The 14,299-nt window shown below is 66.9% G+C and carries 8 protein-coding genes; 1 reads left to right on the top strand and 7 read right to left on the bottom strand.

The window, feature by feature from the left end; genetic code table 11:
* Nucleotides 1-22 precede the first annotated feature (22 nt).
* Entirely contained in the window at nucleotides 23-4,747 is a 4,725-nt protein-coding gene (locus OEX18_03090) for a C25 family cysteine peptidase (GenBank protein ID MDH4336244.1), read from the top strand.
* A 22-nt stretch (nucleotides 4,748-4,769) separates the two neighbouring features.
* On the opposite strand, the gene OEX18_03085 is transcribed toward OEX18_03090, so the two are convergent.
* The 7 genes from OEX18_03085 to OEX18_03055 all read right to left on the bottom strand — a co-directional run.
* Complete coding sequence (locus OEX18_03085; protein MDH4336243.1) at nucleotides 4,770-6,224, bottom strand: aminoacyl-histidine dipeptidase; 1,455 nt, start codon at nucleotides 6,222-6,224, stop codon at nucleotides 4,770-4,772.
* 81 nt (nucleotides 6,225-6,305) lie between these two features.
* Nucleotides 6,306-6,908: a hypothetical protein gene (locus OEX18_03080; protein ID MDH4336242.1), complete on the bottom strand. Its 603-nt coding sequence runs from the start codon at nucleotides 6,906-6,908 to the stop codon at nucleotides 6,306-6,308.
* Between the two features lie 13 nt (nucleotides 6,909-6,921).
* Entirely contained in the window at nucleotides 6,922-7,875 is a 954-nt protein-coding gene (locus tag OEX18_03075) for a hypothetical protein (protein MDH4336241.1), read from the bottom strand.
* Nucleotides 7,876-7,996: 121 nt separating this feature from the next.
* Nucleotides 7,997-9,331 (bottom strand): ATP-dependent 6-phosphofructokinase, encoded by a 1,335-nt coding sequence (locus OEX18_03070; GenBank protein MDH4336240.1) that lies wholly within the window; start codon nucleotides 9,329-9,331, stop codon nucleotides 7,997-7,999.
* Between the two features lie 104 nt (nucleotides 9,332-9,435).
* The gene (locus OEX18_03065; GenBank protein ID MDH4336239.1) at nucleotides 9,436-11,160 is read right to left on the bottom strand and encodes a hypothetical protein; all 1,725 of its coding nucleotides are present in this window, start codon (nucleotides 11,158-11,160) and stop codon (nucleotides 9,436-9,438) included.
* Entirely contained in the window at nucleotides 11,139-13,397 is a 2,259-nt protein-coding gene (gene feoB, locus OEX18_03060; protein MDH4336238.1) for a ferrous iron transport protein B, read from the bottom strand. Before feoB ends, OEX18_03065 begins: the two co-directional genes overlap by 22 nt.
* Nucleotides 13,397-14,299, bottom strand: a 903-nt coding sequence (locus OEX18_03055) for a metal-dependent transcriptional regulator (GenBank protein MDH4336237.1), incomplete at its 5' end; no start/stop codon positions are given. The genes OEX18_03055 and feoB, both read right to left, overlap by 1 nt.

Raw genomic sequence — 14,299 nt, 5'->3', positions numbered from 1 at the left:
TCCCCCATGCCAATGGTCCTACATGCGATCGAAACTGTTCAGCATCGCGCTCATCATCGCGGTCGCGGCTCCCCTGATCATTGACGGAAGGGCCGGCCCGCGTGTTCTCCATTTCTCCCTCACCACCCCCGCAGACGGAATTCTGATCGAGCCGGGCCCGGCCGGTGCCACCATCCGGGCCACGACCGGCTCGGGCGAAGCCCTGCTCACGTTGTCCGATCCCGGCTTCCCCGCCCTGCCCATGCGGGTGGTCAATGTGCTCGTTCCCCCGGGCGACCGCGTGCGTGCAGTGACGGCACGGGCCCTGCACGAGACGGTGGTTGCACGCGGCGTGACCCCGGCCCTGGCCACCCAGCCCTCTCCCAGCCCCGACGCGCCCGCGCCACGCCTGTTGCCGGAAGCAACCGTACCGGTTGCACCCGCGGGCGACGCAAACCGCTACCCGTCCGAACTCACTCGCTACGCGGGTTCGGGGACGTGGCACGGATACACCATTGCCAGCATCGTGGTCTTCCCGGTGAGAATCGAGTCCGGCACACTGGTGGCGGCGACCGAGATTGAATTGAGCGTCGAACTCGAAGCCATCGCGGACGGTGGCGATGCAGCACGCGCCGGACGCATGACGCCCGCTGCCGCGGCCGAGATTCGGGCACAACTGGACGACATGGTCATCAACCCGCAGGACGTGGCCGCGTATCCCGCCGTGCCCACACCCGAACCCATCGGCGCATTCAGCCCGTCCGCCCTCCCCTCCCTGCAGGGCAGTCCGGTGCATTGCGTGATCGTCACTACCGAGGCGCTCAGCGCGCCGTTCGACTCGCTTGCGACGTGGAAGACCGCGCGCGGCGTGCCGACGGTGGTGCGCACGGTGGAATGGATCACCGACAACTACCGGCGCGGCACCGACGTCGCGGAGACGATTCGCTTCTTCCTGCGCGACGCCTACACCAACTGGGGCACGCAGTCCGTTCTGCTGGCGGGAGACACGCCGCAGATCCCGCCGCGTTACCTGTACAGCGCGTACTACTACGGCGGCACCAGCATCCCCGCGGACATCTACTTCGCGGGGCTGGACGGTTCCTTCAACGCCGACGGCGACGAGCGCTTCGGTGAGCAACCCGCCGACGCCCCCGACCTGTGGGCCGAACTGAACGTGGCGCGGCTCCCGGTGGCCACCCTGGCCGGGGCCAACACCGTACTGGCCAAGATCAAGGCCTACGAGACGCCGCTGGATCCCGAGTACACCGACAAGGTGCTCATGCTCGCAGAGGTCCTGTTCCCCACCCCATGGACCGCGGGACAGACCATCCAGAGCAATGGCGGAACCATCGCGGAGGAGATCAGGCTCATCCTCGATGATCCGTCGCGGCGCATCGCGCGCAGCTACCAGACCCCGCAGTACTTTCCCGGTTCCACGCAGGAGTCACGGCAGAACACCATCGACTCGCTGGAGGCCGGCTACAACATGGTCTTCCACGTGGGACACGGATACCGCTTCAACATGCACTGCGCGGACGCCAGTGTGACCATCCCGGATGCGGACGCTCTCGAACATCCCAACCGGACATACAACCTCTACATGCTCAACTGCACCGCCGCAGCCTTTGACTACGACTGTCTGGGCGAGCACATGCTGCGCAACCCGGAGGGTGGCGCCGTGTCGATCATCGGCGCGTCCAACAGCGCATTTCCGGATCCGTCGCGGTACTACGCGCACGCCTATGCGACCGCCCTCTATCAGAACAACGAGGTGCGGATCGGAGAGGCGTTCTCGATATCGCGCGCCAGCCGTACCCCGCTGGCGGTGCTGGGCGATGGCGTCGAACTCTGGACGCACTACGTCTACACCATCTTCGCGGATCCGGACATGCCACTGTGGACGGGACCGGTTCGCAACGCGACCGTCGCGGTGCCGGCGACCGTTGCCGCGGGCGGCAACAACATCGTGGTCGCGGTCGACGTGCAGGGGCAGCCCGAGCCAGGTGCCACCGTGTGCCTGCACAAGGAAGGCGAAGACTACGTCGTGGGCACCACCAACGGCTCGGGGCTGTTCACGACCCCGTTCACGAGCGCGCGGCCCGGATCCATCAGCGTGGTGGTGACCGGAGCCAACCTCGGCCGCCGCCAGAGCTGGATCGAGGTGTTGCCGGCAGGCGGAGCGCAGCTGGTGGTCGATTCGGTGCTGGTGGACGACGACAACCTGGGTGATTCGTCGGGCAACGGCGACGGCCGTATCGACGCGGGCGAGATCGTCGAACTGCGCCCGAGTTTCCACAACGTGGGCGGCACGGCTTCTCTGCCGGCCACGTCGTCACTGGGTTCACCGTCGGCGGACATCATGATCTCCAATCCCGGCCTCGGCATTCCCGCCTTACAGCCGGACGAGGCGTGGTCTCCGGCCGGCGCCACGTGGACGGTGGAAGCAGCCGTGGCCGCCTTCGACCGCGCCATCGTTCGCTTCGACGTCACGACCACGCACGGCGCGCAGGTATGGAGCGACGGATTTGCCGAGGTGATACGCGCGCCGCTGCTCGACGTGGTCGGCCTGCGGGCGAGCGACGCGCTCCCGGTGGGTAACGGCGACGGTGTTGTCTCGCCGGGAGAGCCGTATCAGCTGTTTGTGCTGGTCAAGAATTACGGGACCGGCCTTGCGGGAGAACTGGTGGCCACGCTCACCCCGCTCGACGCCGGTGTCGTGGTCACGGTGGGCGCCGCGCAGCTCCCGGATCTCGGGCTGCTCGTGCAATCGGAAAACCCGGTCGGGTTCCAGTTGAGCGAGGGCAACACCGCAGTCGAGAACCCGCTGCAACTGATCGTCACCGACCACGCGGGGCGCACCATCGAGCGCACCATCGAATTGCGCCCACCACTGGCCCCGGCCATCCAGTCGTTCGATGCCACCCAGGGAGTGGACAAGATCAAGGTGGTATGGGCTCCGTCGCCCTCACCCGACGTGTCGGGCTACCGGGTCTACCGGTCGCTGCTGGCGACGGGCCCCTTTGACATTGCGTCCCCGGACCCTGTGACGCACACCGTGTTCACCGATGCCGGACTGGCCGCAAGCACGCGCTACTACTACGCGGTTACCGCGGTCGACTCGTCCGGCAACGAGAGTGTCTTTTCCGCCACTGGCTCCGCGTCCACCAACCCCCCCCAGATGCCGGGCTGGCCCAACGAGGTGCCAGGCCCCTCGGCCACCTCGCCATCCATCGGTGACATCGACGGCGACGGGTACCCCGAGATCATTGTCGGCAACGACAAGCTGTACGCGTGGCACGGCAACGGCGACGAGGTCCGCGACGGCGACGGGCTGCCTGCCACCTTCGGGATCTTCTCCACGCAGGGCACCGACTTCATCGGCCCGGCGGCCCTGGCGAGCATCGACGGAACCCCGGGGCTGGATATCGTGGCGCCGGCCTACACCTCTCGGCAGGTGTTCATCTTCAACGGCAACGGCGATGTCCTTCCCGGCTGGCCACAGGCGACCATCGACTTCGTGCGCGCCAGCATATCGCTGGGAGACGTCGACGGCGACGGGGCCCTCGAGGTGGTCGCGGTCGATCAGGACGCGTATCTGTACGTGTGGCACACCGATGGAAGCGAACTCATGGATGGCGACAGCAACCCGCTGACGAACGGCGTGTTCAAGCGCCTGCCGGACACCAATCAGTGGCAGTATCAGGCCGTTTCTCTGGCGGATCTGGACGGCGACGACAGGGAAGAGATTATCATCGCCACCCAGGACATGAAGCTGTACGTGTTCAACGAGGACGGCAGCAATCTCAACGGCTGGCCACGCACGCTGCCCAACCATGCGGGCGGCGGCGTGGTGGTGGGTGACATCGACGACAACGGGGATCTGGAACTGGTGGTGACAGTGCGTGGCACGGGTGAGACCTACGCCCTCCACCACAACAACACCCTCTTGTGGACGCGTTGGCTGCCCCACAACCTGTTCTTCAACCCGACCCCGGCGCTGGCCGACATCACTGGTGACGGCAAGCTCGAGGTCATCGTGCCCTCGTCCAACGGGAAGTTGTACGCCATCAACTACGCGGGCTCTGATGTTCCCGGATGGCCCGTCGTATACTCCACCAAGACCTACACGGAGTCATCGCCCATCATCGCCGACCTGACCGGTGACGGTCAGCCCGACATCCTGCTGGGACACGAGGAGAAGCTCATCAACGCGTGGAGTGCCACGGGCGTGCCCCTGGACGGGTTCCCACTGGTGGTGGGAGACGCCATGCGCGGAACGCCGGCGGTCGTGGATCTGGACATCAATGGCAATGCCGAGATCGTTGCCGTTGGCTATGACCGCATCGTGTACGTGTGGAGCTTGAGCGCACCCTACGACCCGACGACCGCGCCGTGGCCGATGGCGCGCGCCAACATACACCGTAACGGCGCCTACGGCAGCGTGGTGGCAACGGGTGTCTCCGGAGGAGGAGGCGCGCACGCCGCCCGGATGCGCCTGGGACAAAACTACCCCAACCCGTTCAACCCGGTGACTACCATCGCCTTCGACCTGCCACCGGGCCGCAGCCATCGCGTGACGTTGACCGTCTACGACGTCACCGGCGCCCGCGTGCAGACACTCGTCGACGGTGCCCTGCCCGGTGGTCGCCACTCGGTCGCGTGGAACGGCCGCAACCACGCGGGCGTTCCGGCCGGCTCCGGCGTATACTTCTACCGCCTCGCCACCAGCGACCGCGCCGAAACGCGCAAGATGGTTCTGCTGAAGTAGGCCGCGCCTCGGCGTGTGGCCCTCAGCGCGAAAGATCGTCGAGCACCGCAGTGAGAAGTTTCCAGAACACGGCCACGGACGGCACGTTGATGCGCTCCGCCGGTGAGTGTGGCGCTTCGATCCACGGTCCGATGGATACCATGTCGATACCTGGCAGCTTCTCGCCGATCACGCCGCATTCCAGCCCGGCATGCACCGCCTTGAGTTCGGGCGCGGTACCGAGCACGCGCTCATGCACACCCCTGGTGACCTTGAGCATCTCCGACTGCAGGTCTGGATTCCAACCCGGATAGGGCGTCTGGTCTTTCACCGAGCCCCCTGCCAGTTCGGCCACGGCGTACAGCCGCTCGCGCAGCATGTCCATGGCGGAACGAATGGGGCTGCGCACGCTTACCAGCGCCTCCACCGCGGATTCCTTCGTCTCCACCGCGGCCAGGTTGCTCGACGTCTCCACCAGACCCGGCACCGCCACGCTCATTTCCTCCACCCCGTGCGGAATCAGCGATAGCGCATTGAGAACGCGCCGCGTCGAGGCGGCGTCCATCACCGGGACCGACCCGGCGCCGGTCTTCACCGCGACCGTCATTTCGGGATCGGACGCGGCAAGCTCCGTCGCCGCGCGTCCACCCTCGGTCTTCACCGCGGCGGTGAACGCCTTCACGTCCGACTCCTTGAGCGCGCACACCGCGCGCGCCTCGCGTGGAATGGCGTTGTGCGCATTTCCGCCACGAATTGCGGCCAGGTGGAAGGGCGTGCCGGCGCTGGCGACACGCAGGATGCGCGCGAGGGTCATCACCGCGTTGCCACGGTGCAGGTGGATGTCCATGCCGGAATGGCCGCCCTTCAGACCGGTCACAGCAGCCTCGACGAAAGCCGACCCGGCCGGCGCGGCCTGGGTCTTCACCGGGACGGACACGGTGGAGTTTCCGCCGCCGGAACAGCCAATGTAGATGGCGCCCAGTTCTTCGGTGTCCAGGTTGATGAGCCGTCGCCCCGTGATCAGCGCGGGATCCAGTTCCGCCGCGCCGGTCAGCCCGGTTTCCTCGTCTACCGTCACCAGGATTTCGATGGGCCCGTGGGCCACAGCGGGGTCGTCGGCAACCGCCAGCGCCGCGGCGAGCCCGACACCGTTGTCCGCGCCCAGCGTGGTCCCGCTGGCCTTGAGCCAGTCACCGTTCATTTCGAGCCGGATGGCATCCTTCATGAAGTCGAACGACACGTCGGCGTTTTTTTCGCACACCATGTCCATGTGTGCCTGCAGCACCACCGTCGGCGCCTTCTCGCGGCCCTTGCTGGCGGGAACTGAAATCACCGTGTTGCCGACCTTGTCGGTGCGCGCCTCGAAGCCACGTTCGCGTGCCCACGCGAGAATGTGCTCGCGGATCTTCTCCTCGTGGCGCGAGGGCCGGGGAACCTGGCGGATCTTATCGAAATGGCTCCAGACGTGCTTCGGCTCGAGCGTGTCGATGCGGGTCATGAGAAAGCTCCTTGGGTAGGTGGCGGCGCGCCCGCGTGGAAGAACCACGGGGCGCGCCACCGATTCAAACGCGGCCGTCGATCAGAACGGGTCGGGAATGTCTTCCAGCGTCTCCTCGATGATGATCTGGACGGCCAGCCACGCGCGCCAGTCGAAGATCATGCGGTCGGTCGGCGACGGCACCGGGGTAACCGATCCGTTCACCACCGTGAAGGTGAGAACCGGATTGGCCCCGGCCAGGAAGTCATCCAGCGCCGTGTTGATCAGGTCCACCGCGGCGACCTCCAGCGGCGCCGGGATCTTCTTGCCCAGCGCACCCTGCACCGACTGCGCGGTGTAGAAGATGGCCGTCTCGGTGGTTCCATTGTAGGTGACGTCGATACGACCGCCGATCTCCCAGTCGTGCGCCTGGCTGAACGAGGTGACGCCGTAGCTCGCCGACGTCACGTGTGCCTCCAGGATGTCGTCGGTGCCGTAGCCGTTCTCGTTCAGAATATCACGAATCTCCTGGCCCATGTCGACGACGGCGGGCTCCACGAAGTTCTCCGTGGTTTCGTCCTGCGAGAAGTCGGCGTAGGTCTCTCCGGTCAGCACGAGCTCGACCACCTTGTCTTCCAGGCAACCGGGAATGGCCATCGCGGCAAGGGCGACGACCATGGCCGGCACAATCAATGTCCGTTTCATCGTCATCACTCCTTTACTGGGGCCGTCCGACGTTGCCCAGGGCAAGTCCGAACGAGAAGTTGTTGGTGGCGGCAAAACTGTAATCGGCGAAAATCTGGCCGGCGACAAAGTTGAACCCCGCGCCCACGGTGAAGCGAACATCGTTGTCGCCATCCACGGTGGTGGTCACCGGATCACCGTTGTCGTCGTCATAAGCGACGTCGACACTCAGCGTCTCGAATGCGAGCGCCGTGTAGGGCTCGAAGGTCATGAACCCCACCGGCATGCGCTTGCTGGCCTGCACCTGCATCGAGAACGCCGTGGTGGAGGTAAAGTCGCCGCCGTCCGGGTTCTCGCCCACATTGAAGGTCTGATACAGCAGCCCCACCGCGAGGTCCAGCGGGGGCGTCTCCCCCATGTACTGCGACAGGCTGTGGCGGCCGCCGATGCCAAACAGGCTGATTTTCCCAAGATCCGCGTCGCCCGAGTCGTAGGCCACCCAGCGCAGGATGCCCTCGGTCCCCAGGAACGAGGACACGCGCAGCTGCGGCACGACGAGGCCAAACGAGTTGAGGTTCAGCCCGCCGGGGCAGCTGAACTGCGTCCCCCCCTGGCCCGGAACGGTGACCGCCTGCCCGGGACCGACCACCGTCGGTGCCGTCGTGACTTCCGACTGCGGGAGGAACCCCTGTTCCGTCGTCGCCGTGAAGGTGCGGTCTGAGTCTTCGAAGAAGACGCCCATTACCGGCACCTCGAGCGAAATATGAAAACTCGAAGGGGGGATGTAGGCCGAGTAGCTGTAGGTACTGTTGAGAGCCGCCCCAAACGCATTGACGAGCGGCTGCAGGTAACCCTGCGCATTGGCTCCGGTATAGACAGAGATCTGGTTCTGTACCGCGCCGTCATCCCCCCGGGATGGTCCCGGGGCGAGAATCAGAATCGCGAGCACAGAAATCAGGATCCCGCCGGTTCGGAAAAGCGGGGTCATGACTTCCTCCTGAGTGAAGGGTTGCTTACGACTTGTCGGGCGAGCCTACCACCGGGCGGGGGGCGAATTCAAGCGGCGGTTCGGGGTGCCTCCCCGGGCAGTCAACCAAGGGTGGGCCGGTTCAGCGTCGCGCGCGCGCGCGCATTACCATGGGCTGGCCGGTGGCCGCCACCACGCTGCGCCACAGGTAGCTCTCCGGGTGGATGTGCTTGCGCCCGCGGACCGTGAGCGGGATGGGAACGTGCGTATAGATGCCATGCCACAGACCGATGACCACGTCGGTCTTGCCGATCATGCCCGCGTGCACCGCGTTGCGCGCCAGGTTGTCGCAGAAGATCGCGTCGCCCGCGTTGGCCTTCACACTGCGGATCATGTAGCTGGGATCGATGTACTTCATCGAAAACATCTGCCCGCGCCCGCGCAGGTAACGGGCGATCTCGTCGCGCAGAAACACGCCGATGTCGCGGGGCACGACGTTGCCGGAGGCGTCCTGTTCCCGCGTGGCGTTGGGGAAGAACTGCTGGCCGGCGCCCTCCGCCACCACCACCACCGCGTGGCCGTGGCGCTGCAACCGCTTCTCCAGGCAGTCGAAGAACCCGCCCTCGCCCTCGAGGTCGAAGGGTACCTCGGGAACGAGGCAGAAGTTGACCTGCATGCTGGCCAACGCGCCGTAGGCGGCGATAAAGCCCGAGTCGCGCCCCATCACCTTCACCAGGCCCACGCCGTTCACCGAACCAATCGCCTCCACGTGCGCCCCGTCGATGGCCGAGCGCACCACCTCCACCGCCGTGTCGAAACCGAACGTCTTGTAGACGAAGGTAATGTCGTTGTCGATGGTCTTGGGAATGCCCACGATGGCGATGTCGAGGTTGCGCCGCTCGATCTCCTCGTACATGGCGTGGGCGCCGCGCAGCGTTCCATCGCCGCCGATGCAGAAGAGGATATCCACACCCAACTCCACCAGCCGGTCCACCATCACGTTGACTTCCTCCGCACCCCGCGAGGTTCCCAGGATGGACCCGCCCTCGTTGTGGATGGTGCGGATGAGTTCGTAGGTAAGCGGAACCGGCTCGTAGCCGCGCTCCGGGTTCAGACCCCGGTATCCGTAGCGGAACCCGATGATGTCGCGCACGCCGTACTGGAACTGCAGTTCCAGCACGATGGAGCGGATGACGTTGTTGACCCCCGGCGAAAGGCCGCCGCATGTGACAACGGCCGCACGCGTGTGCGCGGGGTCGAAGTAGAGGTGGTCGCGCGGACCGGCACGCTCCAGGAAGAGATGGGTGGAAAAGTCCTCCTCGGACTCGCCGGCAATGCGGTACAACACCCGGGTCTTGTCGGGTACGTAGTGCGCGAGTCCGTCACCCACGTGCGGAGACAGTCCGAGGGGCGAGGGCACGCGGCACTCACCCAGCGACTTCACCTTGAATTGCTCGGGGGTCAGTCGGTTTGACATCTTGCATCGGGCCGCCCGCGCCGGCGGCCGGTCTTCAATTCCCTACTAATACGGAAAGCGACCCGGTTTCGTCCATTGATTTTCCACCCCACCGCCGGGCGCTGTCACTGCAGGCGCAGCACCGCGCCGTAGTTTCCGGCGAACCACACGCCCGCCGGGGAGCCGAACATGCCCTCCAGCGTCAGGATTGTTGGCGACGGGAGCGGTTTCCAGCCCCGGGCGTCACGGTGTATCACCACGCCGTCGCGCCCGCAGGCGTAGACGTCGTCGCGCGACCGGCCCCACACCGCGAGCAGGATGGCGCCGGTCGCAGTCTCCGCCCGCCGCCAGGTGCCACCGCGGCGCTCGAGCACGGTCCCGCCGTCACCCACCGCCACCGCCAACCCCGCCCCGGCCCACACGTCGGTCAGAAAGGCCCCGGAGAGCGCGGGCGCAGTGCGCCACTGCCGTCCGTCGAACTCCAGCAGCGTCCCGCGATTCCCCACCGCGATGGCGCCGTCCGCTCCGTCTTCGCACACGGCCAGCAGTGCTTCGCCGGTGCCCGCGTCTTCGGCGCGCCAGTCCTGGCCGTCATAGCGAAGCACGGTGCCGCCGTCGCCCACCGCAACCCCATCGTCGCGGCTGCGCACGCGCACCCCGGAGAGCTGGACCCCGGTGCCGGACGGCATGCGCACCCAGGTGCTGCCATCGAAGCGCAGGATGACGCCGTTCACCCCCACCGCAATTGCGTGCGAGGGGTCGCTGCCGTGCACGTCGAGCAGCTGATCGACGACGCCGCTCGCGCTTTCCACCCACGCCCCACCCGTGCGCGCGAGAACGGTGCCGCGCGATCCCACCGCCAGCGCCGGTTCGTCACCCGCACCCCAGATTGCGCTGATCACCGGCACCGGCCCGCGATTCTCGGCCGACCAGCCCGCGCCGTCGTAACGCCGGATCAACCCCGCGCCGCCAACCGTGACGACGCTCCTTCCGTCGCCCCATACCTCCCACAACTCGTCGTTGGTTCCACCATCGATGACCGTCCACTGCGCCCCGTCGAAGCGCACCACCGTGCGCCGGTTGCCCGCGGCGTATACCTCGCTCGCTCCAAGCCCCCACACGCTCTGCAACTTGTCGGTCGCGGCGGCGGGCACGCGCTGCCACGATGCCCCGTCGTAGTGCAGAATCGTCCCCGCGTCTCCCACCGCGTACACGTCGCCGGGGCCGCTTCCCCAGATGGCGCGCAGGGCGCGCGCGGTTCCACTCGCCATCGGCATCCACGCGGTCCCGTCGTACTGCAGAATCACGCCGTCGGTCCCGACCGCAAATGCATCGCCGGCGGGCGACGCCCAGATGCCGCGCAGGATGGCACTGGTCCCGGAATGCATCGAGCTCCACGCGGACCCGTCGTATAGCAGAATGGTCCCGTTCTCGCCGCACGCGAACGCGCGCGACGCGTCGCGTACGAACACGCTCCACAGGTCCTCATTGGTGGGAGACGGAACCGGTGCCCAGGAATTCTGATTGAGTGAGAGGATGGTTCCGGCATCGCCCACCGCAAACACAACACCGTCGGCCCCGTGCAGGTGGGCGAGGCGGTGGCGCGTGGGTGAGTCCACGCCCGACCAGCGCGCGCCGTCGTAATGAAGAATCGTGCCCGCGTCGCCCACCGCGTACACGTCGCCGGGGGCGGAGCCCCACAGCCCAAAGAGGAAGTGCGGCTGGGGCAGCGGGTTCTCCCAGTCCCAGGACGAGTCCGGCGGGCCGGGCGGCCCGGGGCCGCCGTTGCAGCCCGACAGCAGCGCCAGCGACACGATACAGGCGCGCGCTATCCGGCGATGATCCGCCATACCTGGGCCACCAGGAAGCACGCCGCGAATCCCATCAGCAGCGGCAGGAGTGCCGCCACCGTGGTCCAGCGGCGGGAGTTGGTTTCCTTGAAGATGGTGAAGATGGTGGTGCTGCACGGATTGTGCAGCAAGCTGAAGAGCATGAGATTCACAGCGGTAAGCGTGGTCCAGCCGCCGGCCACCAGCAGGCGGCCGATGTCGGCGCTGGAGTCGAGCTCGAACATGACACCCGCACCCGCACCCGCACCTGCACCCGCCGCGCCGGCCGTCATCACGGTGAGCATGAGAATAGTGGGAATGACGATCTCGTTGGCGGGAATGGCCACCACGTACGCCAGCAGGATCACCCCGTTGAGGCCGATCAGGAGCCCGACCGGGTCGAAGGCGCGCACCAGGTGCTCGGCCACGCTCACCCCGCCAACCTGGACGTTGCCCGAAAGCCAGATGGCCGCACCCGCGGGCGCGGCAAACACCACCGCGCGCCACAGCACGAACAGGGTGCGGTCGATCAGCGACGTATAGAGCGTGCGCCAGAACCGCGGCGGGCGGTAGGGCGGCAACTCGAGGCTGAAGGTGGACGCCTCACCCTTGAGTACGGTGCGCGAGAGCAGCCACGAGACCAGGAAGGTCATGGAGACGCCGAGCAGCGCCACGGTCACCACCGCCGCGGCCGACACCAGTCCCGCCAGATGCGCGGGCACCAGCGCACCGATGAAGATGGCGGCGATCAGTATCTGCGTGGGCCAGCGCCCGTTGCACAGCGCAAAGTTGTTGGTGATGATGGCGATCAGGCGTTCGCGCGGACTGTCGATGATGCGCGTGGCCACCACACCGGCCGCGTTGCAGCCGAAACCCATGCTCATGGTGAGCGCCTGCTTGCCGTGCGCGCCCGCGCGCTTGAACATCCCATCGAGGTTGAACGACACCCGCGCGAGATACCCGAAGTCCTCGAGCAGCGTGAACAATGGGAAGAAGATCGCCATGGGCGGCAGCATCACCGACACCACCCAGGCGGTGGCGAGGTACACGCCGTCGAAGAGCAGCCCGGACAGCCACAGCGGCATGTGGATGGCGCTGCCGAACGCGTGCAGAAGCGGTTGCCCCTTGTCGATGAGCAGTGTCGCCAGCATGGCCGACGGTACGTTGGCGCCCGACACCGTGACCCAGAAGACCACGGTGAGGATTCCGATCATCATGGGGAAGCCGAACCAGCGGCTCGTCACCAGGTTGTCGATGGCCCGGTCGAAGTCGAAGGCGTTCTTGCCGCCATCGACGAGGGTGGCGCGGTCCGCGATGAGCGCGGCCTCCGCGTAGAGGTTCTCGATGAGCGAGTCCTGGAACTCGGGACCCACCTCCCAGCGCAGCGCGCGCGCGGATTCCAGCACGGCCAGCGCGGACCCGTCCGCCGCCACCTCGGATCCGACGGCGCGCGCAGGGGCTGCGCCACCTGCAAACTCGGCCAGCGAGCCGGAGCGCAGCGCCTGCTCCACGGCCACGTCGCCGTCCAGCAGGCGCAGCGAGAGCCAGCGCGGGTTGGACAGCCCCGGCAGTGCCGCTTCTATTGAGGCGGCGAGTTCGGCCACGACGCGCTCGGCGGCCCTTGACCCACGCGCCAGGCGGCGCGGCTTGCACGCTATCTCGCCCGAGGCGACGTCGGCGATGGTCTCGAGGAGTCCGTCGATGCCCTTGCGGCTACGGGCCACGGTGGGCACCACCGGCACCCCGAGATCGCGCGCCAGACGGCGGTGATCGACGGTGCGGCCATGACGTTTCGCTTCGTCGACGAGATTGAGACAGATCACGGCGCGATCGGTGATCTCGAGCACCTGCAGCGCCAGGTTGAGATTGCGCTCCAGGTGCGACGCATCCACCACCACCACGGTGACGTCGGGACGCGCAAACAGAATGAAGTCGCGCGCAATCTCCTCGTCGACGGTGGTCGAGAGCAGCGAATAGGTGCCGGGGAGGTCCACCAGCTTGTAGCGCCGGTCGCCCAGTGCGAAGCCGCCCTCGGCGCGGGCCACCGTCTTGCCGGGCCAGTTGCCGGTGTGCTGCTTGAGGCCGGTGATGGAATTGAACACCGTGCTCTTGCCGGTGTTGGGGTTGCCGGCCAGTGCCACCACGTAGTCGAAGCGGTCCATGTTGACGCCGAGCCTCACCAGGTTCCCGGCGTGGTGCTGACACCCGGCGCACGCGCTGGGCGGACAATCCTGGGTGGTACTGCGGTCCTCGCTCATCAGGCTCCCGTGTTCCCTTCCTGTGCGGCCGGCGCCACATTGGTCACGCCGATCATGCTCGCCTGTTCCTCGCGCAACGCCACGATGGTGCCGCGAACGCGGTACGCGGACAGGCCGCCGGTCAGGCCGCGCCGCTCATAGCCCACGCGGGTTCCGGGCACGATGCCAAGATCCATCAGGCGGCGGCGTTCCAGCCCGATGCACGCGGGACTTACCCGCACCACGTCCGCCACCTGTCCTGGTTCGAGGGCCGCCAGCGTCGCGGTTGCGTCCGGCGCATCTTCGGCCTCGTCGGCGCGGCGAATGGAGATGTTGGCCGCCAGCATCGGCGCCAGCACCACCCTGCGCCCGTCCGCATCGAAGACAACGCGTTGCTCGGTGCGCGAATCCATCCGCACCTGCATGCCCACGTAGATACCCAGCGCCATGATCTGCGCGAAGACCACCGGCGGTTCGTCCTCGAGATGCGTAACCACCGCGCGCTCTCCCGGCTCCAGCACCGTCAGCGGCGTCAGAACATCGTCGACCACCGAGCCGTCCGCGGCGGGAATGGGATCGCCGTGCGGGTCGAAACGCGGGTTGCCAAGGCGCTCGGCGAGCGCGTTGGCCTCGTCCTGGGTGAGCGCGTGCTCCTGCTTCTCGGCCCGCATGTGCCATTCGAGCGGATCGACGCCGGTTTCGTCGGCGAGGTAGCGCTCCCACAGCCGATGGGCGCGCACCACCTCGAGCGCGTAGCGGCGGCCATCATCGGTGAGGAGGATGCGTCCGTCCACAATGCGTACCAGGCCACGCTCCTGCATGCGTTCCACCAGCGTCACCGCGCGCGACGCGGCAATCTCCAGCGCACCCGCAACACTGGTGAGCGTGCAGGTGACCTCGCGCACCTCGTGGTTGTAGATATG

The sequence above is a fragment of the Candidatus Krumholzibacteriia bacterium genome (genome assembly GCA_029865265.1).
GTDB lineage: Bacteria > Krumholzibacteriota > Krumholzibacteriia > WVZY01 > JAKEHA01 > JAKEHA01.
Note: the sequence above shows the minus strand (reverse complement) of the source record. Positions and strands in the feature narration are given on the sequence as shown.